The sequence below is a fragment of the Bradyrhizobium algeriense genome, from assembly GCF_036924595.1.
GTDB classification, from domain to species: domain Bacteria; phylum Pseudomonadota; class Alphaproteobacteria; order Rhizobiales; family Xanthobacteraceae; genus Bradyrhizobium; species Bradyrhizobium algeriense.
In genome coordinates, this window is sequence record NZ_JAZHRV010000001.1 from 2,543,962 (window position 1) to 2,568,057 (window position 24,096).

The 24,096-nt window shown below is 64.1% G+C and carries 24 protein-coding genes; 7 read left to right on the top strand and 17 right to left on the bottom strand.

Annotation, left to right across the window (positions count from 1 at the left end):
- Positions 1-15 precede the first annotated feature (15 nt).
- Both chrA and V1286_RS12415 read right to left on the bottom strand, forming a co-directional pair.
- The gene (gene chrA / locus V1286_RS12410; protein WP_334479894.1) at positions 16-1,419 is read right to left on the bottom strand and encodes a chromate efflux transporter; all 1,404 of its coding nucleotides are present in this window, start codon (positions 1,417-1,419) and stop codon (positions 16-18) included.
- Positions 1,419-2,237 (bottom strand): chromate resistance protein ChrB domain-containing protein, encoded by an 819-nt coding sequence (locus tag V1286_RS12415; RefSeq protein WP_334479895.1) that lies wholly within the window; start codon positions 2,235-2,237, stop codon positions 1,419-1,421. Before V1286_RS12415 ends, chrA begins: the two co-directional genes overlap by 1 nt.
- Positions 2,238-2,586: 349 nt before the next feature.
- Between V1286_RS12415 and V1286_RS12420 the strand changes: the two genes are divergently transcribed.
- The gene (locus tag V1286_RS12420; RefSeq protein ID WP_334489644.1) at positions 2,587-3,813 is read left to right on the top strand and encodes an MFS transporter; all 1,227 of its coding nucleotides are present in this window, start codon (positions 2,587-2,589) and stop codon (positions 3,811-3,813) included.
- A gap of 15 nt (positions 3,814-3,828) precedes the next feature.
- On the opposite strand, the gene V1286_RS12425 is transcribed toward V1286_RS12420, so the two are convergent.
- The 4 genes from V1286_RS12425 to V1286_RS12440 all read right to left on the bottom strand — a co-directional run bounded on the left by V1286_RS12425 (position 3,829) and on the right by V1286_RS12440 (position 6,297).
- Positions 3,829-4,719, bottom strand: a complete 891-nt coding sequence (locus V1286_RS12425; RefSeq protein ID WP_334479897.1) for a DUF1259 domain-containing protein — start codon at positions 4,717-4,719, stop codon at positions 3,829-3,831.
- A 380-nt stretch (positions 4,720-5,099) separates the two neighbouring features.
- Complete coding sequence (locus tag V1286_RS12430) at positions 5,100-5,354, bottom strand: hypothetical protein (protein WP_334479898.1); 255 nt, start codon at positions 5,352-5,354, stop codon at positions 5,100-5,102.
- A 211-nt stretch (positions 5,355-5,565) separates the two neighbouring features.
- Positions 5,566-5,790, bottom strand: coding sequence for a hypothetical protein (locus V1286_RS12435; protein WP_334479899.1), 225 nt, complete (start codon positions 5,788-5,790; stop codon positions 5,566-5,568).
- A gap of 135 nt (positions 5,791-5,925) precedes the next feature.
- Positions 5,926-6,297 carry a sulfite exporter TauE/SafE family protein gene (locus tag V1286_RS12440; RefSeq protein ID WP_334479901.1) on the bottom strand — a complete coding sequence of 124 codons (372 nt, stop codon included), beginning with the start codon at positions 6,295-6,297 and terminating at the stop codon, positions 5,926-5,928.
- Between the two features lie 290 nt (positions 6,298-6,587).
- Between V1286_RS12440 and V1286_RS12445 the strand changes: the two genes are divergently transcribed.
- Positions 6,588-7,469 carry a DMT family transporter gene (locus tag V1286_RS12445; protein ID WP_334479903.1) on the top strand — a complete coding sequence of 294 codons (882 nt, stop codon included), beginning with the start codon at positions 6,588-6,590 and terminating at the stop codon, positions 7,467-7,469.
- 3 nt (positions 7,470-7,472) lie between these two features.
- Here the strand turns inward: V1286_RS12445 and V1286_RS12450 are convergent, their stop codons facing one another.
- From V1286_RS12450 to V1286_RS12470, 5 genes are read right to left on the bottom strand one after another with little or no spacing between them, the layout of a single operon-like run.
- Positions 7,473-7,868, bottom strand: coding sequence for a RidA family protein (locus V1286_RS12450; RefSeq protein ID WP_334479904.1), 396 nt, complete (start codon positions 7,866-7,868; stop codon positions 7,473-7,475).
- Positions 7,869-9,047, bottom strand: coding sequence for an MFS transporter (locus V1286_RS12455; RefSeq protein ID WP_334479906.1), 1,179 nt, complete (start codon positions 9,045-9,047; stop codon positions 7,869-7,871).
- Positions 9,044-10,213 carry an MFS transporter gene (locus V1286_RS12460; protein WP_334489646.1) on the bottom strand — a complete coding sequence of 390 codons (1,170 nt, stop codon included), beginning with the start codon at positions 10,211-10,213 and terminating at the stop codon, positions 9,044-9,046. The genes V1286_RS12455 and V1286_RS12460 overlap by 4 nt, the downstream gene beginning before the upstream one ends.
- A 52-nt stretch (positions 10,214-10,265) precedes the next feature.
- Complete coding sequence (locus tag V1286_RS12465) at positions 10,266-11,630, bottom strand: NAD(P)-binding domain-containing protein (protein ID WP_334479908.1); 1,365 nt, start codon at positions 11,628-11,630, stop codon at positions 10,266-10,268.
- A gap of 54 nt (positions 11,631-11,684) precedes the next feature.
- Complete coding sequence (locus V1286_RS12470; protein ID WP_334479909.1) at positions 11,685-12,002, bottom strand: ArsR/SmtB family transcription factor; 318 nt, start codon at positions 12,000-12,002, stop codon at positions 11,685-11,687.
- Positions 12,003-12,122: 120 nt separating this feature from the next.
- On the opposite strand from V1286_RS12470, the gene V1286_RS12475 reads away from it, so the two are divergent.
- Genes V1286_RS12475 through V1286_RS12495 form a run of 5 tightly spaced genes read left to right on the top strand, consistent with a single transcriptional unit; the run spans position 12,123 to position 15,411 of the window.
- Entirely contained in the window at positions 12,123-12,485 is a 363-nt protein-coding gene (locus V1286_RS12475; RefSeq protein WP_334479910.1) for an ArsR/SmtB family transcription factor, read from the top strand.
- Positions 12,478-13,005: an arsenate reductase ArsC gene (locus V1286_RS12480; RefSeq protein WP_334479911.1), complete on the top strand. Its 528-nt coding sequence runs from the start codon at positions 12,478-12,480 to the stop codon at positions 13,003-13,005. The genes V1286_RS12475 and V1286_RS12480 overlap by 8 nt, the downstream gene beginning before the upstream one ends.
- A complete protein-coding gene (locus tag V1286_RS12485) occupies positions 13,005-13,700 on the top strand; it encodes an MIP/aquaporin family protein (RefSeq protein WP_334479912.1) in 696 nt (231 codons plus the stop codon). The genes V1286_RS12480 and V1286_RS12485 overlap by 1 nt, the downstream gene beginning before the upstream one ends.
- Positions 13,697-14,104: an arsenate reductase (glutaredoxin) gene (gene arsC / locus V1286_RS12490; RefSeq protein ID WP_334479913.1), complete on the top strand. Its 408-nt coding sequence runs from the start codon at positions 13,697-13,699 to the stop codon at positions 14,102-14,104. The genes V1286_RS12485 and arsC overlap by 4 nt, the downstream gene beginning before the upstream one ends.
- 47 nt (positions 14,105-14,151) lie before the next feature.
- Positions 14,152-15,411 (top strand): adenylate/guanylate cyclase domain-containing protein, encoded by a 1,260-nt coding sequence (locus V1286_RS12495; RefSeq protein ID WP_334479915.1) that lies wholly within the window; start codon positions 14,152-14,154, stop codon positions 15,409-15,411.
- Here the strand turns inward: V1286_RS12495 and V1286_RS12500 are convergent.
- The 6 genes from V1286_RS12500 to V1286_RS12525 form a co-directional block, all read right to left on the bottom strand.
- Positions 15,408-16,631: a multidrug effflux MFS transporter gene (locus tag V1286_RS12500; RefSeq protein ID WP_334479917.1), complete on the bottom strand. Its 1,224-nt coding sequence runs from the start codon at positions 16,629-16,631 to the stop codon at positions 15,408-15,410. The two genes, V1286_RS12495 and V1286_RS12500, sit on opposite strands and share 4 nt — an antisense overlap.
- Positions 16,632-16,876: 245 nt before the next feature.
- Positions 16,877-18,121 carry an MFS transporter gene (locus tag V1286_RS12505; protein WP_334479919.1) on the bottom strand — a complete coding sequence of 415 codons (1,245 nt, stop codon included), beginning with the start codon at positions 18,119-18,121 and terminating at the stop codon, positions 16,877-16,879.
- A 156-nt stretch (positions 18,122-18,277) separates the two neighbouring features.
- Positions 18,278-20,296, bottom strand: a complete 2,019-nt coding sequence (locus V1286_RS12510; RefSeq protein ID WP_334479920.1) for a peroxidase family protein — start codon at positions 20,294-20,296, stop codon at positions 18,278-18,280.
- Positions 20,297-20,508: 212 nt separating this feature from the next.
- Complete coding sequence (locus tag V1286_RS12515; protein ID WP_334479922.1) at positions 20,509-22,275, bottom strand: flotillin family protein; 1,767 nt, start codon at positions 22,273-22,275, stop codon at positions 20,509-20,511.
- Positions 22,276-22,278: 3 nt separating this feature from the next.
- The gene (locus V1286_RS12520) at positions 22,279-22,938 is read right to left on the bottom strand and encodes an OB-fold-containig protein (protein WP_334479924.1); all 660 of its coding nucleotides are present in this window, start codon (positions 22,936-22,938) and stop codon (positions 22,279-22,281) included.
- A complete protein-coding gene (locus V1286_RS12525) occupies positions 22,935-24,065 on the bottom strand; it encodes a PspA/IM30 family protein (protein WP_334479925.1) in 1,131 nt (376 codons plus the stop codon). The genes V1286_RS12520 and V1286_RS12525 overlap by 4 nt, the downstream gene beginning before the upstream one ends.
- Between the last annotated feature and the right edge of the window lie 31 nt (positions 24,066-24,096).

The window sequence follows — 24,096 nt, forward strand, 5'->3', positions numbered from 1 at the left end:
GGCGTTACGCCACGTTTACACCATCCCTGCAAACCGCATCGCTACGCCCGCCGCGCACGACCCTGCCAACACCCATAGCATCCCGATGCTGAGACGGAAGATCGCGGTCGCCGCGGCAGCCGCCAGCACGAAGGCTGCGAGGTCGAGGCTTCCCCACATCGGCATGTCGAACGAGAGCCCGAACGAGCGGACCGGCGTGGTCTGCCGGAACAGCGTGTGCAATCCGAACCAGATCGAGAGGTTCAGGATCACGCCGACCACGGCGGCGGTGATCGCAGACAGCGCGCCCGCCAGCCCCTTGTTGCCGCGCAGCGTCTCGATATAGGGCGCGCCGAGGAAGATCCAGAGGAAGCAGGGAATGAAGGTGACCCAGGTCGCCAGCAATCCGCCGAGCGTGGCCGCAACCATCGGCGACAGCGCGCCGGGGTCGCGCAAGGCTGCCATGAAGCCCACGAACTGCAGCACCATGATCAGCGGGCCCGGCGTGGTCTCGGCCATGCCGAGGCCGTCCAGCATCTCGCGCGGCTGCAGCCAGTGATAATGCTCGACCGCCTGCTGCGCGACATAGGCCAGCACCGCATAGGCGCCGCCGAACGTCACCATCGCCATCTTGGAAAAGAACAGCGCGATCTGGCTGAACACGTTTGCCTGTCCAAGCCCGATCAGCAGCGCCGCGACCGGCACCACCCACAGCAACAGCCACACCGAGCTTACGCGCAGCGCACGGCCGACGCTCGGGCGGACGTGGTCGGGCAGTTCCTCGCCGAGCAGGCTGTCGACGGCGGCCGACTTCTTGCCGCCGCCGCCATGCTCGATGGCGGCAAATTCCGGCCGTCCGCTCTTCGCGCCGAAATAGCCGGTCACGCCGGCCGCGATGATGATGATCGGGAAGGGGACGTTGAAAAAGAAGATCGCGACAAAGGCGATGGCCGCCAGCGCAATCATCACCCGGTTGCGCAACGCGCGCTTGCCGACGCGAACGACCGCGTGGACCACGATCGCGAGCACTGCAGCCTTCAACCCAAAGAACACCGCCTCGACGAAGCCGACATTGCCGTAAGCCACGTAGATATAGCTCAGGCCCATGATGGCGATGATGCCGGGCAGGATGAACAGGCCGCCGGCCATGATGCCGCCCGTGGTCCGGTGCAGCAGCCAGCCGATATAGGTCGCGAGTTGTTGCGCTTCCGGCCCCGGCAACAGCATGCAGTAGTTCAGCGCATGCAGGAACCGGCTCTCGGAGATCCAGTTCTTCTCCTCGACCAGGATGCGGTGCATCACCGCGATCTGCCCGGCCGGCCCGCCGAAACTCAATACGGCGACCCGCAGCCAGACCCGGAACGCTTCGCCGAAGCTGATACCGTGACCGAGGTCGCGGCTTACGCCGGCCTCGGCCGCCTTGTCGATCGTGGCTTCCATTACGATTTCGCCTTGTTGGTCGGCCAGTTGTGCGTCTCGCCTGACGCGTCGCGGCACCAGCGGTAGAACGCGTCGTACAGCGTCATGCCGGCCTCGAGCTGTTCGAGATCGTCGTCGAACATGCGCGACAGGCCGAGCGAGGCGGCGAGCAACCCGGGTGCTTCCGGCGACAGATCGAGCCGCCCGGTATCGGCGCCGCGCACCATCGCCGCCAGCCGCAGCAGGGGCGGCGTCGCCAGGCCGAATTCCTCGATCATCACGTCGAAGGTGCAGAGTTCCCCGCGGTGGCTCCAGAACACGTTCTCGACGTCGAAAGGCGCTGCGTTGAAACGCTCGCCGACCGCCAGCACTTCCGGCGGCGAGACGAACAGGAACACGGCGTTTGGATCCACAAAGCGGCGGATCAGCCAGGGGCACGCGATGCGGTCGATCTTCGGCCGCGCGCGGGTGACCCAGACGGTGCGACCTTTCGCGTCACGCGCGGGCAGTTTTTCCGCCGGCACCAGCGGCAGTTTGGCCGCTTTCCAGCCTTCAAAACCGCCTTCCAGCGCTTCGGCCGAAACATCGAGATGCCGCAGCCAGGCGGCCGTGCCCTGCGCCAGTTTCTGACCGCGCAGGCAGACGACAATGGCCGGGCGGCCGGAAAATTCCTCGCCCCAATCGGCGGCTTGCTCGTGGTTGCGCCTGATAGCACCGGGAATCAGCCGCGGGTCGGCGGCGAAATCCTCGTCGGTGCGAACGTCGATCAGGGCCGGCGTGTTTGCCGTGCCGATCAATTTGGAAAGCTTGTCCGGAGATATCGTTGTGAAGGATGACATGGCTGCGCCCTCGTAAAAAACGGGACGCGATACTTGGGCATGTCGCCTCGTGGGGAGATCGCAAAATCCCCATGGGGGCGAATTAATCGCGTGCGGCTTCTTCTGTCAACCCGCTGGCGGGCCCACGTTGGATGGGTAAGAGCGAAGCGAAACCCATCATTTCGTTCGTCGGCACCAACCGATGGGTTTCGCTTCGCTCTACCAATCCTACCCAAGGGGCGCTTGCGAACTGCCGGTTTCGGTCCTAGCTTGCGCGTCATCGGGGACGAAGCAGGCTCCCCGTCAGACGGTCCGCCGTCCAAGGTCTGCGCACCTCTCGACGTGTCGAGGATGGCGCATGGACGCTGGGATGACCGATATCGGGACTGAACCAAAACCCTCCACTGCCAACGCGCTGATCAAATTGCTCTATGTCGCGCGAGGCCTGCGCGGCTTCGGCGACGGTTTTGCCATCATCATTCTGCCGGCCTATATGACGGCGCTGGGCTACGACGCCATCGCTGTCGGCATCGTCGCGACCGCATCGCTGCTGGGAACCGCGTTGCTGACCCTGGTCGTCGGCTGGGTCGCGCCGCGCCATGACCTGCGTGCGCTCCTGATTTTTGGCGCAGGTCTGATGGCGGCGACCGGCCTTGCGTTTCCGGGCGTAGAGCACTTTGTCCTGATTGTGCTTGTGGCGTTCATCGGCACCATCAACCCCTCGGGCGGCGATCTCGGTGTGCTGGTTCCGCTCGAGCATGCGGTGCTGGCGAAGAGCGCCACCGACGACCGACGCACGCAGGTGTTTGCGCGCTACAGCCTGATCGGGGCGCTCTGCACCGCCGCCGGCTCGCTTGCGGCAACCTTGCCCGATCTGCTGGTTGCACACGGCGGCACCACGCTCGGCGCGTTCCGCCTGATGTTTTATGCCTATGCTGCGCTCGGGATACTCAGCGCGGCGCTTTACCGTTACGTCCCACACGCGCGCGGCGAGGAGAGGGCACAGCAAGCGCCGCTCGGGCCCTCGCGCGGTACAGTCTACAAACTTGCCGCGCTGTTCAGCATCGATGCGTTCGCGGGCGGCTTCGTTGCCCAGTCATTGCTGGTGCTCTGGCTGTTCGAGCGTTTCGACCTGTCATTGTCCGCGGCCGGATTGTTTTTCTTTTGGTCGAGCACGCTCAGCGCCTTTTCCTATCCGGTCGCCGCCTGGATTGCCAAGCGCATCGGTCTCGTCAACACCATGGTGTTCACGCACATTCCCTCCAGCATCTTCCTGATCCTGGCGGCGTTCTCGCCGAATCTCTATCTGGCGCTTGGGTTGCTGCTGTTGCGCTCGGCGCTGTCGCAGATGGACGTGCCGACCCGCACCTCCTACGTCATGGCCGTGGTGACGCCGGCCGAGCGGCCGGCGGCTGCCAGCGTCACCGCCGTGCCGCGCAGCCTGGCATCCGCGATCAGCCCGGCGATCTCGGGTGCGCTGCTGATGACGGCGTTTACGGGGCTACCGCTGGTGGTCTGCGGCACGCTGAAGATCGCCTACGACCTCGCGCTCTTGTTCTCGTTCCGCCATATCAAGCCGCCGGAGGAGAAGCGCTAGCGGTCGATCGACGGTTCAATGCTGCGCGACGGCTGTTTTGTCGAGCGCGGTGCGAACGTTGCGCGCCAGCTTCAGAGCGTCATCATTGGCCCAGAAATGAACGAAGAACATGCGCGGCTCTTCTGCAAGCATGTGGCTGTGGATCGCGGTGACCTCGATATCTCCGGCACGTAGCGCCCGGATCAGGGGATTGACCTCGTTGCCGGTCACGAGAAAATCGCCTGTTATGGCGGCCTTGCCACCGCCGGTCGGCTGAAAGTTGATGGCGTTCGCGCCGCCGAGAGCGGCGTTGACCTGCATTCCGTTTTCCTTGGCCGGATCACGCCTTGGAATGCCGTATTGGTAGACGCCGCCATTCACGGTACCCTTGGCGCCCATTGCAGCGTCGATTGCTGCGGTATCGAGATCAATCGCCGGCGCCGCGGTGGCGGTGGTGGCTGGTGGATCGAAGGGCGTCTTGCTTGCCGAAGAAAGCGCCGCGCGGATCGCTGTTGCCATTTTTTCGGGGTCGCCGTGTCCCGCCACATGCATGTAGAAGGTCGCGGGAGAAGCGCGGAGAACGTGATTGTGGATCGCGCTGACGTCCAGCCCGCTATCCAGCAATTTGGTCATGACCGGCGTGATTTCTGTATCTAGCAGCACCAGGTCGCCCATCAGCATCGCCTCTCCTTGCATGGGCGCGAAGGCGACCCATCCTCCGAGCGCCAGCGCCGGCTTGATCGCGACGCCGTCCAGCGTGACGTGCAGATCGGATCGCGGCAGCCCGTAACGATGCACTTCGCCGCTTACCGTGGCGATCTTTCCGATGGCAGCGTCTACCTTCTTCCAGTCGATAGCATCGGCGCGGGCGGCCTGTGACAGCAGGAGCGCTGTGCCGAGCGCGAGTAGCGTAAGAGATTGCTTCATGGTGCTCTCCTTCTTGCGCCCATGTTCGGCCGCACATGGCAAGGTTCCCGCGGGACGTGACGCAGCGCGGCCGAGCATTGATGGATTATTGTGAGTCTGGGTAAGCATTCGGGCATGTGTATGCGCCTCCGGGAAACCGGGACGCGATACTTGGGCATGACGCCTCGTGGGGGGATCGCAAACCCCCATGGCCGTATTCAGCCACACTGAAGTGGACTGTCAACGTGGCCAGACGCCGGCAACCGTAACGGTGTGATGAGAACGGCGCGAGAGCCTTTATTACAAGCGCATTTACCGCGAAACGTTCGGAAAAACGAACCTGCGTTCACCTTCAATTGATCGATGGAGGTAGGATCGCTTGGCCTTCGGCTTCAGCGCGGCTACCAGGGCGGTCGCCGTCCGTCGGGGAGGGGGTCCATCAATCGTCGCTCATCACGTACATGCGACCATTGCGCCAGCTTGATCTCCGGAGAGTCGGGCGCGTTGGCCTCTTCCGCGTGAAAGGCGAGTTTCTGGTTTGCCTGCACCTGGTATTTGGCGGCCTGTGCGAGCCAGTACCATTTCTTGTCCGGTTCGCTCAGCGCGCGCTGACGGCACTCGGCTTCCAATTCACGTAAGCGGGTCGCTTCATTCATAGCCAATTCCAGAGCCTTGAAGTTCCAACAGAGCGGAGCCTCGAAACCACCGGAAACGGGTTCCGGCACCTCGTCATGACAAAAACTTCTTGACGCCCTGCTATGCAGGTCGGAGGCAATTGATTGAAATTTAGAAATGGATTGATGCGATAATTAATGGGCCTGGCCGGGGCTGCCCCAATCCATTGCGATATTGCTCGCGAATGCCCGCCTACACGATCAGCAGGGCGCCCGAGACCAGAAGAAGCGCCAGCACGATCTTCCGGAACGTTGCCTCGTCGAGCCACCCGAACAGTTTCAGCCCAAGCCAGGTGGCGGCGAACAAGGCCGGCAATCCAATCAGGAACAGCTTGATCGTATCCGGCGTGATCGCGCCCCTGGCGCCGATCCACAAGGCGCTCATGGCGAAGATCGCAACCGCCACTGGCTGAAACATCGCGCGCTGCACGTCCTTTCGGCCAGCCGCGCAAGCCGCACCAGATCGTCACCAGAATTTCGGCAAGCCCGGTGATGCCGCCGAGCACGCCGTTGAGGAAACCTATGCCGGCGTCGGCCGCGGCGCCGCCCGCTTTCACCGCGGGGATGGCCGGCCGCAGCAGCGCGTAGAGGCTGTAGAGCACCAGGAAGGCGCCGACGCCATGCGCACATGGGCGGGATTCGCCCAGGTCAGGATGCCGACGCCGATGGGAACGCCAAGCGCGGCGCCGGCCACGAACGGCCAGAGCTGCCGCCAGTCCAGGGCGCCGCGCAGCTTCCAGACCGAATAGCCCTGCACGAGCAGCCCGAATGCGATGATCAGCGTCGCCGTTTGCAGCGGGGTGAGGATGTAGAGCCAGATCGCAAATACGACGAGGCCGAAGGCGAAGCCGGACAGGCCGGCGACCAGCGCGCCGGCGAACGTCGCGAGAAGAAACAGCGGCAGTTCGAGTGTCGTTCCATCCATGTGCCCGCTCCACAGAAAAGCGAGCAACGCTTGAATGGGATCGCCATTTGACGGGGAGGCTGCGATTTCCCCGTGTTCAGGTTATGCCCGGCAAGTCCTGGCGCGCAAGCTGTATCGTCTGGCCTGCTCGCGATGATCGTGCTGCTGACAGTTGCCGCCATGCTGACAGTTGTCGCCAACGGATAGAAAGATTCGCACGACAAACGTTTTTTGCTCGCACGCTGCTCTGTCGCGACCATATGTTCAGCCAAGCGCTGCAGTCGATGGCGCGTTGAATGCGGAGAGATGGCGTGGGCGAATGGGTTGGGGTCGCGATCGCGTTGGTCTCGAGTTGTCTCGGCGGCACCGCCGCGGCGATCACGCGCTATCTCGCCGGCAACACCGATCCGATCACGCTTGCGATCCTGCGCTGGGCGATCGGCTTTTGTTGCGTGCTGCCGGCGGCGCTGTTGCTGAAGGCGCGATGGCCGCAACAGCGGGATTTGCCGGCCGTCGCCGCGCTGGGCTTTTGCTTCTTCGGCGTATTCTTCGTCCTCTACAATATCGCGATGTCCTACACGACGGCGGCGCGCGCCTCGCTCGCGCTGGCGACGTTGCCGCTGCACACCATGGTGGTCGGCGCAATACTCGGCATCGAGCCGCTGACGAAGCGGAAATCGATCGGGGTCTGCGTCGCGGTGCTCGGTGTCGCCGCCGCGCTCGCGACGGGATTGTCGGCCGCGCCGCCGGGAGCCTGGCGCGGCGAGCTGATCATGACCGCGGCAGTCTTGTGCATGGCGTTCTACAATGTCTGGTCTCGCCCCTTCATCCAGCGATCGAGCGCGCTTGGCTTCCTCACCGTCGGCATAGGGACCGGTGCCGCGGCCCTGATCCTGGTCGGCTTGTCGACGGGAAGCGTCGCGGCATTGAGCCAGTTCAGTCCGCCGCAATGGATCGCCGGCATTTATCTCGGCGTTGCCGGCGGTGCGCTGGCGTTCATCCTGTGGGTGCTGGCGCTGGAGCGGGCGTCGCCGACGCGCGTCGCCAACACCATGACCGTCAATCCGCTCGCGGCCGGGCTGCTCGCCACGCAACTCGTCGGAGAACCGATCACGCCGAATCTCGTGCTCGGGCTTGTCGCGGTGTTCGCCGGGATCTGGATCGCAACGTCGGAAGTCAGGAAGCCTGCTTGATGCTCACGCCGCCGCGATGGCCTCGATCTCGATCAGGAAATCCGGACCGTAGAGCTTTGACACCTCGACCAGCGTGACCGCGGGCGCGGCCGGCGGCGTCACCGAGGCAAAGAAGGGGTTTCGGGCTTCGCGATAGGGGCCGAGATTATCCATGTCGGTGAGGAATACCGTGAGCTTTACCAGATTGGCCGGCGTGCACCCGCGGGCCTCCAGCGCAATCGTGAGATTTCGAAACACCTGCTCCGCCTGGGCTGCGAAATCATTGCTGCCAACCACATTGCCGTCGCGATCGAGCGCGGTCTGGCCGGCGATGAAGATGATGCGCCCCGCGGTCACCTCGACGATCTGCGAATAGCCGGGTGGCGAGCCGAGTTCAGGCGGATTGATGCGGGTGATCATTCAGGCATCTTCTTCTTTCGTCACGCTTCGAGGCGGCGGCGCCCGCAGCAAGCACAGCGCCGCCAGCGCCGCAAGACTTAGCGCCGACGATACGATGAGGATGCGGCTACCCATGACGTCGATCAGCAGGCTGAACGCCAGCGGGGCGCCGGCCTGCGCGATCCGCGCCGGTGCGCCGATGATCCCGAGGCGGTAGGCGTAGTTCTGCGGGCCGAAGATCGCGAGCGGCATCGTGCCGCGCGCTATGGTCAAAATGCCGTTGCCGGCGCCGTAAAAGACCGCAAACACGCTGGCCGCGCCGCCGCCCGCCAGGCCGAGGATCGCCGCGCCGATCGGGTGCGTCAGGCATGCCAGCCGGCCCGAGACCAGCGGGTGATAACGACTGAGGAAACTCGCCTCGAAGATGCGGGCCGCCACCTGCGCCGGACCCATCAGCGCGCCGGCCGCGACCGCTTGCAGCGATGTCGCGCCGGCGGATTCCAGGATGCGCGGCAAATGCGCGGCCATCGCGCCGGTGACGGTCCACGCGGCGGCGAAGGCGAACGCCAGCAGGATCATGGTGCGGTCGATCGGGATGTGCGGCTTGATGGCTGCGGCAATGGCGGCCTTTGCGCCCGCGACCGGCGGCAGCATCAACCAGTTGATCGGCAGCCCGATCAGGATGTGTGCCGCCGCCCAGGCAAAGCAGGTGTTGCGCCAGCCGATGGTTTCGAGTCCCCACGCGGTCAGCGGCCATCCGACCGTGGAGGCGAAGCCCGCGATCAAGGTGATGCCGGTAATGGAACGCCGTGCCTTGTCGCCGTAGATGCGGCCGAGCGCGCCGAAGGCGGCGTCGTAGAGGCCCGCACCCATGCCGATGCCGAGCAGGAGCCAGGCTGTAAGCAGCACCGGTATCGAATAGGTGAGGCCGAGCAGGGCGAGCCCCGCGGCCAGCGTGACATTGGAAATCGACAGCACGGAGCGGCCGCCGACCAGATCAATCTGCCGGCCGATGCGCGGGCCGAGCATCGCCGAAATCACCAGCGAGGCGGAGAACGCGGCAAAGATCCAGTTCGAGGAGACGCCGAGATCGCGCGCGATCGGATCGGCGAGGATCGCCGGCAGATAATAGCTGGAAGCCCAGGCCAAGGTCTGCGTGGTGCCGAGCGCGACAATGATGGAAAACTGGCTGCGATTCACGGCTGCGAAGTCTCTCTTCTCGACCAATAGAGCGCCAGGGGTCCAAGGAGGATGCCCGCCGCCAGCACCGAAAATGCGGCCATCCAGGCCGACGCACTCTGCGGGCCACCCGCCGCATCGAGCGCTATACCCACCGCCCATGCGCCAAGCGCGGATAGGCTGAAGCCGACGGTCGAATGCATCGCCATGGTGGCGCCGCGATGGCTCGGGTCTGCGGCCATCGACATGCCCGAGGTCAAGGCACCGGAATCGGCAGGAACCGTGATGGCATAGACCAGCATCAAGGGCAGCAGCAGCCACGGCGATCTCTCGGCGCATATACCGATCAGAAGCGCAACGGCGGCGGAGGAGAACATCACCGCCGTGACGGCACGGTGGCGGCCGAACCTGAGTGCGAGCTCATTGCCGAGAATGCTCGCGGGCATCGCGAGCAGCGAGAACACGACGCTGACCACGATCGGCGTCAAAATCGAGGCGTCTGAATTTCTCAGCGAAACAAAGGTCCAGAACGCCACGATCCAGGTTCTGATGCCGTAGAGCTCGAAACAATGCGCGCCGTAGCCCAGCACGAACCCCATGGCATTCCGGTTCTGGAACACCGGCGCGAAATCCAGCAGGCGTCCCGTCGCCGGCTTCGGCTCGACCGGCCGTAGCAGGAAGCAGACGGTGAGCATCACGAGCGGCCCGGCGGCCGTGACGAAGAATGCGATGCGCCAGCCCCAGGCTTCGGCGACGAGTTGGGAAACCAGAAACGACAGGCCGACCCCGAACGAAAAGCTCGACGTGTAAAGCGTGATCGCGCGGGATGAATCGCCCGGCGCGAGACGATCCGTCAACGCTTTCAGGCCTGGCATATAGGCGCCCGCAAAGCCCACACCGGCGATCGCGTTGAAGAGCGCGCCCGACCAGAGGCCGGTGGCGAACATGCCGAACAGCAGCGTGCCGAGCGCGCTGAGTGCGGAGCCTGCAATCAGGATCTTGCGCGCGTCGACACGGTCGGTGAGCGTCGCCAAAAACGGGACAGCCAGCATGTAACCTGCCGCCCCCGAGCCCGCCAGCAGGCCGGCTTGCGCGCCGCTAAGATGCCACTCCGGAATCAGGAACGCCGCAAGAATGGATGGCACGACGACGTGCGGGAGCAGGCTGCCGAGTTGCCCCAGGCACATCGCGACAATGACGGATCGGCCTTCCAGAAAAATTCCGTTCACTCCCTATTGATCAGGAGGCGCAGCCGCACCCCGTCTTGCCATCCTGCTTTGATTTCTCATCCGCGACGCAGCAAGCGTCAACATCCGATAATGCAGGGCCGCCGCAACAATTGCTGGCATCTGGCGCGAGCGCTCGGCTGCAGACACCGGTCTCGGGCAGCACCAGTTCGACGCGCTCTGCGGCCGCGCGGTCGCCGACGATGTCGGCGGCAATCGAGCGCACCTGCTCGTATCCCGTGAGCATCAGGAAGGTCGGCGCGCGGCCGTAGGATTTGATGCCGGCGAAATAGAAGCCGGGTTCGTCCTGCGCCAGTTCACGGGCACCGTGCGGCCGCACGGTGCCGCAGCTATGCTCGTTGGGATCGATCAGCGGCGCCAGCGCGACCGGGCACTCGATCGCCGGATCGAGCCGGATGCGCAACTCGCGCGCAAAGTCGAGGTCCGGGCGAAAGCCCGTCGCAACGATCAGTTCGTCGGCGTTGACCCGGCGGGCCGAGCAGCCGGAGAGGGCGGCCACGACAAGGCCGGGGCCGTCGGCGATGAGATGCGAAACACGAAATCCGCTTTCCAGCTTGATCCGGCCGGCGGTCACCAGCGCGGCAAAAGCCGCACCCAGTTCGCCGCGGGCGACCAGCTTGTCGTTGGCGCCGCCGCCAAAGGCCTTGGCGGGATCGCTGCCGCGCAACAGCCAGACCGGTCGGGTTTCAGGTACTTCTGCCGCAAGCTTCGCCAGATCGGTCAGCGTGCCGATCGCGGAATGTCCTGATCCCAGCACCGCGACCGTCTTGCCGGCATAGCGTGCGCGGTCCTTACCCAATACGTCGGGCATGCCGTAGGCGATCCTGTCGGTGGCCTCTGTCTCGCCGATGGCGGGGAGGCCGTTCGCGCCCGCCGGATTCGGCGAATGCCAGGTGCCGGATACGTCGACGACCGCATCGGCCTTGACGATCTCAGGACCTTTCCCGTTCTGATACCGGATTTCGAACGGTGCCGTTTCGCGGCCCTTGGTCTTGAGCTTGTCGAAGCCCGCCCGGCTGATACCGGTGACACGGCTCGACGTGCGGATGTGCGGCTTGAGCGCGGCGTGGGCCGCAAGCGGTTCGAGATAGTGCTCCACCATCTCCGCGCCGGTCGGATACCGATCCGGTTCGGGAGAATTCCAGCCGGTCGTCGCCAGCAGCCGCGCCGCCGCTTTGTCGACGTTGTATTCCCATGGCGAGAACAGTTGAACATGGCCCCATTGCCGCATGGCGTGGCCGACATTGTCGCCGGCTTCCAGCACGATCGGCTGCAGGCCGCGCTCCAGAACATGGGCGGCGGCGGCGAGGCCGACCGGCCCGGCTCCGATGATCGCGACGGTCTTGGCTTTGCTCATGGCATTCTCCCATAAAACTAGAAATATCGAAATAAGGGTCGCAAACGATGATGCTTATGCCGCCGTCTTGGCATCCTTTGTTTCAGCGCTCTCCGTGCAGCATTCCGCGACCAGAAAACCCACCAGCTCCCGCATCACTTCGTAGTTGGCGTGGCAGATCAACGTGGTCGCATCGCGCACCTGCGTCACCAGGCCCGCCACCACCAGCGCCTTGATGTGGTGGGAGAGGGTGGAGGGCGCGATCTTCAGTTTCTCCTGCAGGCGTCCGACCGCAAGCCCGGCACCGCCGGCGCGGATCAGCGCGCGGTAGATTTTCAGCCGGGTCGGATTGCCCAGCGCTTCGAGATGGGCGGCGGCGTCATCGAGTTTCATGGCGACATCCTCTCACGCGACTCGAGTATCGTCAACTATATTTCTAGAATAATCGAAATAGAGCGCGGTGCTTCTGGCGGTTGGGTTGACAGAAGATAATATATCGATAAGTCTGGATATATGGAATCAGAACAAGCCATTCTCGCGCTGGCAGCGCTTGCTCAATCGACCCGTCTCGACGTGTTTCGCCTGCTGGCGAAGCACGAACCGGACGGGCTCGCTGCCGGTGACATCGCCAAGGCACTCGCCGTGCCTCAAAACACTATGTCTTCGCATCTGGCCGTCCTTTCCCGGGCGGGACTGGTAACGGCGCGGCGCATCAGCCGCTCGATTGTCTACCGCGCCGATCTCAAGGCCTTTCAGGCCGTAGTCCTGTTCATGTTGCGGGATTGCTGCGACGGGCGTCCTGAGATCTGCGGACCGCTGATCGAAGACCTCGCGCCTTGCTGTCCGCCAAAGACAAGGAGGAAAGCGCATGTCTGATTGCATCTACAACGTTCTCTTCCTGTGCACCGGAAACACCGCCCGTTCGATCCTGGCGGAATCGATCCTGCGCAAGGATGGTCATCGCAACTTCCGCGCCTTCTCGGCCGGCAGCCAACCAAAGGGGACGGTCAATCCATTTGCGATCAAGGTTCTCAATCGCCTCGATTACCCCACGGCCGAATTGCGATCGAAGAGCTGGGAAGAATTCGCAGGTAGTGATGCACCCGTGATGGATTTCGTTTTCACGGTTTGCGACAACGCCGCGGGCGAGTCTTGTCCGGTTTGGCCGGGACAGCCGATGACGGCCCATTGGGGGATTGAAGACCCGGCGGCCGTTGAGGGAACGGACATCGAGAAGGAAGCGGCCTTCGTCGCGGCGTTTCGGTATCTCAAGAATCGAATTGCTGCCTTCACCAGCCTGCCTTTGGTTAGCATCGACCGGCTGTCGCTCGGGACACGGCTGCGCGACATCGGCCGTATCGACGGCTCAACGTTCGGTCAAGACAGGGCTGGCTAATGTCCGAATTCGATCTGCTACGCCGGCTCGCGGCCGAAGCCCTCGGGACCGCGCTATTGGTCGCGACCGTGGTCGGCTCCGGCATCATGGCCGAGACCTTGACCAAGGATGTCGCACTGGCGCTGCTCGGCAATACGCTGCCGACCGGCGCGATCCTGGTGGTTCTCATCAGCATTCTCGGGCCCGTCTCCGGTGCGCATTTCAATCCCGCGGTATCGCTGGTCTTCGCCTTGAAAGGCGAACTGACGGCGCGCGATGCGCTCGGTTACGTTGCCGCGCAAGTGGCCGGAGGGGTCGCCGGAACCGTGGTGGCGCATGCGATGTTCGCGCTGCCGCTGATTGACGCCTCGCTGAAAATGCGAACCGGCGGCGCGCAATGGTTCGCCGAGGGCGTCGCCGCGTTCGGCCTGGTGGCGACCATCCTCGCCGGCATCCGATTCAACCGGTCCGCGGTGCCTTGGCTGGTCGGCCTCTACATCACAGCGGCCTACTGGTTCACGGCCTCGACCTCGTTTGCCAATCCTGCCGTTGCCATCGCGCGCTCGATGACCAATACGTTTTCGGGCATTCGTCCCGCCGATCTTCCCGGCTTTATCGCGGCCGAACTCTGCGGCGCGGTCGTGGCGCTGATCTTCATGAACTGGCTGCTGCGCGGCGCAGGCGAGGCGGCAACGACCAAGGAGGCTCAGCCATGAGCGTGACCATCTATCACAACCCCGCCTGCGGCACCTCGCGCAACACGCTGGCGATGATCCGGCAGAGCGGCGAGGAGCCCGAGGTCATCGAATACCTGAAGACGCCGCCGAGCCGCGCCCGGCTGGTCGAGCTGATCAAGGCCCTGGGCCTCACGCCACGGGAGCTGTTGCGCGAAAAGGGCACGCCCTATGCCGAGCTTGGCCTGGCCGATCCAAAGTGGAGCGACGACGAGCTGATCGACCTCATGCTTGCTCATCCGATCCTGATCAACCGGCCGATCGTGGTGACGCCGAAGGGCGTGCGGCTGTGCCGGCCGTCGGAGTTGGTGCTTGATCTGCTCGATCACCCGGTCGATTCCTTCGTCAAGGAAGACGGCGAGGCGGTGACGCGCGCGAAGGGTTGAGGGGCGCGAGGCTTTCACCCGTCACGATTGCGCGGCATAATGGCGGCATGGAACTCACGTCCCGTCTGCGCCTGATGAACTGGCTGGTCAACCAGGGTCTCACAGGCCTACCCGAAAATGATCTGATCCGCGGTTTCTGCCAACGCTGCCGCGCCGAAGGCCTTCCCGTATCGCGCGGGATGGTCTTCATCGATACGCTGCACCCGATCTTCGAGGGCCGCGGCTTTCGCTGGAACGACGCCGAGACCAACGAAAGCGACGTCTTCGAATATGGTTCGACCAACGAGGGCGAAGCCGCGCAGGCCTGGCGCAGTTCGATCTTCTACCACATGCTCGAAAACGGTCATGAGGAACTGCCGGTCGACCTCGCCGATGGCGGGACTCACAGGTTCAAGTTCGTGAACGAACTCGCCGAGAAGGGCCACAAGCATCTGGTCGCCTATGTGCACCAGTTCGGCGAAGCCGGCACAATGGGGCAGATGGACTGCGTCTATTCCTATTGGGTGACCCGGCACGACGATGGCTTTGGCGCGCAGGGGCTGGCGGCGCTGCGCGACCTCGTGCCGGTGCTGGGGCTGGCGATCAAATCCGCGGCGCAGGCCGACATCACCAAGACGCTCGGCCGCGTCTATCTCGGGCGCGACGCGGCCGAACAGGTGCTGCGCGGCCGGATCGCGCGCGGTGTCACTGAGCGCATCAACGCGGTGCTGTGGTTCTCCGACCTGCGCGGCTCGACCGCGATCAGCGAGAGCATCGATCCCGGCGAGATCATCCCGTTCCTCAACGATTATGCGCAAGCCTCGATCGACGCCATCCATGACGCCGGCGGCGAGGTGCTGAAGCTGATCGGAGATGGTGTGCTGGCGATGTTCACCCATGACAACATGGCGGTGGCAAAACGCGCAGCACTTCACGCCGAGCATCGTTTCCGCCGCAACATGAAGGCGCTCACCGTCCGCCGCACGGCCGAAAACCGGCCGGTCACCACGGCCCATGTCGGCCTGCATGTCGGCGAGGTATTTTACGGCAATATCGGCAGCGACGACCGGCTTGACTTCACCGTGGTGGGACCTGCCGTCAACGAGGTCAGCCGCATCGCCTCGATGTGCCGCTCGGTCGACCGCGAATTGTTGATGTCGTCGGCGTTCCGCGCAGGCCTTGATGCCGCCGGGCGAAACTATCTGGTGTCCACCGGCCGCTATGCGCTGCGCGGCATCGGCCGCGCGCAGGACCTCTACACGCTCGATCCGGATATTGCCGCGGATGAAGTGGTGGCGGGGAAGTACGAGCGGTATCTGGCGGGTTAGGCCGCGTTGCCGGCCTTCGCCCGCAGCGTGTAGAGCCCAACCGCGGCAAACGAAAACCCCGTCAGCACCATGCTGAGCGCGAACAGCGCCTCGTGCGAGATCGTCGCGGCGAGCCAGACGCCGATGGCCGCCGTCATCATCTGCCAGAAGCCGACCAGCGCGGAGGCAGCGCCCGCTTTGTCGCCGAACGGGGACAGCGCTTGCGCGGTGCCCAGCGGATTGACGATGCCCATGCCAAGCAGGAACACGCTGAGCGCGCCCAGATAGGAAAGGAGCGTGGGGCTGTACAGCGCGACCAGCAGCATCGCGATGCTGCCGGTCGCGGCCGCGATCAATCCGCCTCGGATCGAGCGGTCGAGCCCGTAGCGCGGCGCCAGTCTGGTTGCGAGCATGCCGGCGGCGAACACGATCAACACGGTGCCTGCGAAGAACAGACCCAACTGGATCGGCGTGAGGTGCATCGCCTCGATGAGGATGCGCGGTGCGGCCGAGAACATCGAGAACAGCCCGCCCATGATCAGGCTGACGGTTGCGGCCGGCACCACGAAGCGGCGGTCGGCGATCAAGCCAGAATAGCTTTTGGCGATGGCGAGCGGATCGAGCGGGATGCGCGTTGCGTGATGGGTCTCGCCGAACACGGCGCCGTAGGCGATGGCGCCGAGCGCCGCAAAGGCCGCGACCAGGACAAACTCGGAACGCCAGCCGAACGTGTGGTCGAGCGCGCCGCCGAGCAGCGGCGAGAAGCCGGGCGCCGCCGCCATCGCGATCATGATCAGCGCCATCGCGCGAGCCAATGCAGCGCCCGAAAACATGTCGCGGGCGATCGCGCGGGACAGCACCGACGTGGCACAGGCGCCCGCCGCCTGGATCACGCGGCCGATCAAGAGGCTGGTCAGGTCGGTCGCCAGCGCGCACCAGACGCTGCCGGCAAAGAATACTCCAAATCCGATCAGCACCGGCCAGCGGCGGCCGTAACGGTCCGAGATCGGCCCGACCGCGAGCTGACCGACGGCGAACACGGCGAGAAAGATCGTGATCGCCGAGGTCACCGCCGCGCTGGTGACCTTCAGCGACGCCGCCATCTGCGGCAGCGACGGCAGCAGGATGTTGGTGGCGAGCGTCCCGGTCGCGGCAAGGCCTGCCAACACAGCGATCTGCAGGACGGTCGAAGAGGCCTCGGTACGGCGGCTGGCGTCGATCGCGGCGGTCTGGTCGGTCATGGCGGTTCCCGTTTTAATATGAGATGATATATATCATATAAAACGGGATCAGAAAGCAGCAATCGGCCTCCTACGGGCATTTGGAATAAAACACACGCTTACCCCGTCATTGCGAGCGAAGCGAAGCAATCCATCGTGCCGCGCAAGGAAAGAATGGATAGCTTCGCTGAGCCTGTCATCCGATGGCGTTAGGCGCCGACCGGGTGGCTCGCAATGACGATTTCGCCAACGCGCCTACCGGTCCGCTAACAGCGCGCCGGCTCGCCGACCATGTCCGGCTGCCGCGCCAGCGAGACCGCCGGCGACAGCAGGATCACCAGCGCCTGTGCGCCGAAGATGATGACTGCGAGATAGAGGCAGGCTTCCGCGCTGTAGAGCCCGCCGACGATGGCGCCGAGCGCGGAGCCGAGCGGACGGGCGCCATAGCTCATGATGTTGATGGCGGAGACGCGCCCGAGCAGCGACGGCGGCGTCACCGATTGCCGTAGCGTCGTGGTCGAGATCACCCACAGGATCGGGCCGACGCCGAGCAGGAAGAAGCTTAAGCCGGCGAGCCATGGCGTTGGCACGATGGTCGTCAGCGCCATCACCATTGCGGCGACGAAGCCGGTCACGGGTCCGAGCCCGATCACGGTACCGAAGGCGAGCCGCTGCATTATCCGCGTTGCCAGCAGCGCACCGACCACCATGCCGACGCCATACATCCCAAGCGTCACGCCGACGCCGGTGGCCGACAGGCCGAGATGGCGCACGGCGTAAGGCACGAAGACGGCGAGCAGCAGGAACGACGCCGTATTGAAGATGAACTGGGTGATGAACACCGGCCGCAGCAGCGGGTGATGCAGCACGAACGCGGCACCCTCCCTGATCTCCTGCAGCGGATGGCGGCGCGGGGCAGGGGCGCGGGTCGGTTCATAGATGCCCGACAGCAGTACGACCGCGATCACGGACAGCGCCGCAGCAAAGCCGAAGGCAGGGGCTGCGCCAACCCATCCGACCAGCACGCCGCCGAGCGCCGGACCGCTCGCAAAGGCCACCGTGCGCGCGAGTTCAATCCGTGCATTGGCTGCAGGCAATTGCTCTGAGCTGACCAGCGACGGCACCAGCGCGGGCGCGGCGACGCAGTAGGCGACTGTTCCGCAGACGGCGATGAAGCCGAGCAGGGAAAGCAGCGGCAGCGTCATTTGCCCCAGCCAGATCAGCAACAGGATTCCAGCCAGCGCGGCCGCCCGCAGCGCCTCGGAGCCCGCCATCACCCAGCGCCGCGAGATGCGGTCGGCGAGCAGGCCGGCCGGAATTGCAAACAGGATGAAGGGCAGCGTCAGCGCGGTCTGCAGCAGGCCGGTCTGGCCTTCGCCGACGCCGAGCAGCAGCACCGCAACAATCGGGGCCGCGGCCAGCGCAATTTGTTCGGCCGATTGGGCGGCCAGATTGGACCAGGCCAGGCGGTTGAAGGTTGCGGGCAGGCGAGGCGTCGCGTCGGGTGACATGGCGGAATTCCCTGGGAGATTCGATTCTCGCCCATTGTCCGGCCTAAGGACGATCCAACCCACCCGTTTCCCGACAAGCCTTTCTACAAACAAAAACCTCCACACGCGAACGTGTGGGGGTGGGCCGATCCGCCGAAGTTGTTTGTTGAACTCGCATCAAACGTCAAACAGGAAATCGTGCTTTGTGAGTTCATGAGGCCGCACGTCGGTCAGTTCGATCCGGTCGTCACCGACCTGAACCACCGTGTTGCCATGGTCGCCCCAGATTTTGACATCGCGAAAGTCCAGACGGCCGGCGTTCTCAAACACCAGCATGTCGACGCCTGGATCGAAGTCGGTGATCTCAGCTTTGGTGGATCCGAAATCAAACACGAATCGGTCAGCACCGTCATTTCCCGTCATTGTCTGCTTGCCGGTTCCGGCGAACAGATAATCGCCCTGCGGACCGCCGATCAGCGTGTCGTTGCCGTTGGAGCCGATGACGATCTGGCGGGCTTCGGGATCTTCGGACTCCACGCCGCCGGCAACGCCGGTGTGCCGCACGTAGGTGACGAAGACATCGTCCTGGATATGCTTGGTGTCGGTATTGCGCAGAATGATGTCCGCCAGCGTCGTGCCCTTGATCGCGGCCAACGTCTTGGAATCGAATCCCTGACTCTCGAACCAGAACCGGTCGCCATCGCGCAACGCCTCGAACTGCATCGTAAGGATGGCCTGGAAGGTTTCGCCGACAAGTGCGCCCGGGACATGATTTTCCGACAGGCCGCCAGTCCACAGGCCGACATTGTTGACATTGCCGTAAGCCGCTTTCAGTCCGGCCAGCGTCTCCGGGTCGCTCGTGATCTGGCTGAAATCCGTGTAGGGGTCGAGGCCGAGTGCTTCGCGGGTCTGGTTGAGCGTGCCGAGGCCAAGGTCGCGCGCGCGCTGGATATTGATCGCGGCGAGATCCAGAGATACCGGCGGATCGAAAAGAAAATTGCGCAGGTCGTCGACGATGCGCGCATCGAGCGCCTGTGACGGATCGGCGGCGAGGTGGCGCAATTGTCCGTCGGCGCCGCCATTGTCGATGAAGTTTGCCGCCGGCTGGAAGAACACGTCCTTCAGGTCTTCCTCGGAGCCGGCGATGACCTCGCCGTTTTCCGCAAGGCCCTCGGTTTCGCCCGACACGATCGAATGTCCGAAGCGGAACGCCGCGGCGACGAATTCCAGCGACAGATGGGGATCGACATTGGGATCATAGCCGTCATAGGGCGTGAGCGCGTTCTTGCCGACGAGGTTGGGCAGGAATTCCGAATAGGTGATGTTGGCGATTTCCGCCGTCACGATGGCGCGGGCGTGATTGTAGAGCTGGTCGCCGCTCCAGTTCGGGTGCTCGAGGTGCAGCTTGTCGACCTGATAATTGTGTTCGCGCACGAACAGCGTTTGCAGCGCGGTGAGCGCCGGATTCTCCGCGGCGCGGACGTCGCCGGCCACCACCATGCCGTTGACGATCGGCAGATTGTCGCCCTGCGATGTCAGCATGTGGCCGTCGGCGGTGCGCAGGCTGGCGGCGGTCGCGGCGCTGGACCCATAGACCATCGAGGCGTCTAGCCAGGCGGTGTTGGAATTGACCGCCATGGCTGGATTGGACGTGCCCGCACCGGTCGTGGGATCGATGACGGCGCGGGTGATCGGAATGATGGTGCCGGCGGGAAGCACGGGATCGCCCGCGGGCACCACCACGCTGATGTCGCTGACGCCGTCGGTCCGGGTCAGCGTCATGTCGTGATCGATGAACTGGCCCCAGGCGTACATGAAGGCGGAGACGCCTTCCGGGTTCGCCACATCAGGGTCGCCGGCGCCGACCACAAGATTGCTGATGGTGCGCGGATTATTACCGCCGAGCGGAACGGAGATGCCGTCGGCGAAATGCGCTTCCCCGATGCGTCCGAATTCGGTGCCGGCAGCGTTGAGGGTGGAATCGGATTGATTGTTCTGCGAGCCGTCGAAGCTGCGGTATTCGATTTTTGCCGGCTGCGGACCCGGTTGGCACGGCAAATCGTGATGGCCATGCCCGCCATGCGACTCATGCGGCCGGTGCGAATGGCCGTGAAAATCGCCGAAGTGAAAATCGTCACGGTCTCCGTCGTGGTCGCCCCAGGTCCGGTCTCCCAAAGTCCGCTTGAACTGGCGCATTCGGCTGCTCCCCTCAGTTGCAATTGCGAATTAGTCGCAATTACTGTCACTAATGAGAGGCATTTGCAACAAGGAGGCATGCGACCGTCGGCCTCACCTGCAAGAGTCCCCCTCTGGTTCCGGCAAGGCACAAGGGGAGGGTAAGAAAGAGGCCTGCCGCGTCACGGCGGCAGGCCTCGCTTGACGTCGATTTGTACGGGCGTTTTGGCCGCTTACGTCTTGGGGCCGAGCGTCGCCTTGCCCGTTCCCGAGATCGTTGCGGGCGGTGTCATCTCGTCATCGTCATTGTCATCTTCTGCGGCCGGCGGCTCGGCGGGAGCTGCCAGTTGCTGCGCGGCCAGCGCGTTGGTCAGGGTGGTCAGCGCATCCGGGCCGGCGGCGAAGCCACCCTCGGCGAGGATCTTGTCGATGATCGGCTTGAACGCCGAGACTGACAGCAACTGTGCGGCAAGGCCGTCGCCGAGGCCAAGACCGTTGCCATGACCGTTCATGGCGCCGTTGCCGCCGCGGCCGAGCATGCCGCCGGTGTCGAAGATCCGGATGTCGGAAATCTTCTCGATCGGCTTGACTGCTTCGGCCAGCGCGTTCGGGATGATGTTGATGCGCGCCAGCGTGAGATCGTAGTCAACCATCGCCGAAGAGAGCTTGTTGCGGGCCTCCGCCTTCAGCGCCGCCACCTCGGCCTCGGCCTGGCCGAGCGATTTGACGCCGGTCGCGCGGGTGATCGCGGCCTCGGCGTCGGCCTTGGCCAGCACGCTGATGGCTTCCGCCTTGTTGTTGGCGGCCTGGTTTTCGGCTTCCGCCATCACGGTGATCGGCATCGCCTCGGTCTCGGCGGCCTTGCGCGCCGCGATCACGTTGATGATCTTGTCGCGTTCGGCGATTTCGACGGCTTTGGCGGTGGTGACCTTTTCCTCGGCCGCGATCGCAAGCGCACGCGCGGTCTCGGCGACGGTCTGCGCCTCGGATTGCTCCTTGCTCTTGGTGGCGACCGCGATGGCGCTTTCCTGCGCGACGATCTGCAAGTCACGCTCCATTTCGGTGTTGCGGCGCTTCACCGCCAGATCGGCCTCGATCTTTCTGGTGTCGCGCAACTGATTGGCTTCGGTCTGCTTGTTGGCGACCGCCAGTTCCTGCTGGATGCGGTATTCCGCTTCGTTCTGCACCGCGGTCTGCTCGACCTGTGCGGTCTGCGCACGCATCGCGGCGGTCTTGTTGGCGATGTCGCGCTGCTGCGCCAGTTCCGCCTCGCGCTTGGTAGCCTCGATCGTCAGCGTGGTTTGGCGGGCGACGAGGTCCTGCTGCGCGATATTCACCTCCGTGGTGCGGACGATCTGGTTGCGCTCCTGTTCGCGTTCCCTTGTGATCTTGGTCAGCGTCGTCAGGCCGTGCGCGTCGAAGAAATTGCTCGGGTTGAAATGCTTGATGTCGCTCTGGTCGAGGCGCGTCAGCGACACTGACTCGAGCTCGAGGCCGTTGTTCTGGATGTCGGCGCCGACCGCTTCCTGCACTGATTTTACGAAGGTCGCGCGCTGCTCCTGCAGCTCTTCGAGGTTCATGGTGGCGGCGACCGAACGCAGGCCGTCGACGAATTTGGCCTCGATCAGCTCGCGCAGTTCGCCTGCGTTGTTGGTGCGGCTGCCCAGCGTCTGCGCGGCGAGCGCGATCGACGAGCTGTCGGGTTTGACGCGCAAATAGAATTCGGCGCCGATGTCGACGCGCATGCGGTCCTTGGTGATCAGCGAGTCCGGTCCGCCGCGGGCGACCTCGAGCCGCAGCGTCTTCAAATTGACCGCGGCCGTCGAATGGAAGACCGGAAGGACGATCGAGCCGCCGTCGAGGACGACTTTCTGGCCGCCGAGGCCGGTGCGGACATAGGCCTCGTCACGCGTCGAGCGGCGGTAGAGTTTTGCAAGCAGGAGACCGATAACAAGAACGACAATGACGCCAATAGCGACGGGTACTGCAAGTTCCCACATGTTTTAAGCCCTGTCTGAACGTTGTTGTGCAATGAGGTCGGTTGGAGCGGAAATGGCGATAAAGCTCTTGGCGTCACGGTCGACCAGCAACACGCTGGCGCCGACCGGAAGCGGGGTGGACTCGGGACTGGCGCGTGCGACGAGAGAGTGCCAGTTGCCGAAGACATCCTTGAGACGGACGCGGCCGGGCAATCCCTGGTCGAGCGGCCCGATCGAAACTTCGGCGACGTGACCGATGAAATCGGCCTCCTCCACGGCATAGGTCTCGTCGCGCGGGATGATGCGGGCGATGCCGCGGCTGGTGACCCGGATGACAGGGAGGCTCAAGGCTGCGGCAGCAAGCGCGGCGATCGAGACAGGTGCCGAGAGTCCCACACCGTGCGCGAGGCTTTGCAGGAAGAATCCCGCGATCGAGAACACACCGAGCGCGAGGATGATCAGGATCAAAAGCGGCAGACGTCCCGCATTGATCCACAGGAACAGGCCGCCGAGTCCGTTGCCGTGGTCGGCCTCGACGGTGACTTCCTTGCCGACAAGTTCGCTGATCGAGAAGCCGACCAGCGTTGCCAGCAATTCGATGCCGCCGAGCGCCAGCATGATTGCTGCGGCCACGGCAAAGGGCCGCACGTCCGGCGCCAGCAGGATGTCGGTCAGGGCACTCATTGCTGTGATTTGATCCTTTCAAGGCGGGCCGCGATTTCCTTTTCGCGGTGCAACCGGTCGAGTTCGTCGAGCTCCTTGTCGCCGGGCACGCCGGACGCCGGCACGCCGGTGACGCGTGCGATCGCCGCCATTGCCCGATCAGGGCTTACTGTTTTAGTCGCGCCAGCCCCGCGTCCGGTTTCCTGCGGCGAATGCTGTGCAAGGCTTGCTTCGAGATCGGCAAGGCGGGTTTCGGCTTCACGCCGCGCGCCAAGCATTGCCTGTAAGGCCTTGGTCTGCTCGTCGATTTCGAGTTCGATGAAATCCATCGCGCGTTCGAGCGCCGTTCCCTGGGATTCCAGATCAATTTGCCGTGCGACGCCGGCGCGCGCGAGATCCTCACGGCTTTCTGCAACCGCAAGACGAATCTTGTCCGTCAGCCCGCCAATTTCGACGTCCAGTTCCTCGCGCCGACGCTTCAGGCGAAACTCCTCGGCGCGCGACTTGCCGAGCGCATGACGCGCTTCGTCGGCGCCGGCGTCGATTTCACGGATCGCCTGCTTGACCAGCGCGACCTTGTTGCTGTTCTCGGCATTATCGATGGTCTCGCTGGCAATCGCAGCAAGAAGTCTACCCATACGTGCAAGGATACCCTCGTGAACCATGGTCTTCTCCTCCGGTGCTGTGGATTTCGATTTGACGGCGATGTGGATTTCGTAAGCACGGCCGTCCGAGACCAGGTGAGCCGGGAAGGGACTTTCCCAGCCGGGAAGGTAGCCCGGCACTTCGAACGGCACCAAGATGCGTCCGCGGACAGTGCTAATCGTTAGTGAAGTTGGTCCCTTGATCGCGAACAACTTGTCGTCGAGCGGGATGCGGCGCGTTGCGGTGCCCGCTGCGTAATTGGCGCGGTCGCGCAAGCCGAGCGTCACCAGGCGAGCCGGCAGGCCGGTCTCGGTGCGGATCTTCTCGTAGGCCTGGGCGTGCAGCGAGACGAGGTTTGCGCCGACGGGGGCGACTTCCGCGAGGATCGCCATCATCCGCTCATACGCGGCGAAGGTTTCTTCGATCGCGGCGATGCCAGCCTCGTCAGGGGCAAGCGCGTAGCGCAGCGTAGCGGTTGGGGTTTCAAGCGGCAGTTTGATCATAGGATCATCCTAAAGCACTTCCTCAGTGCTT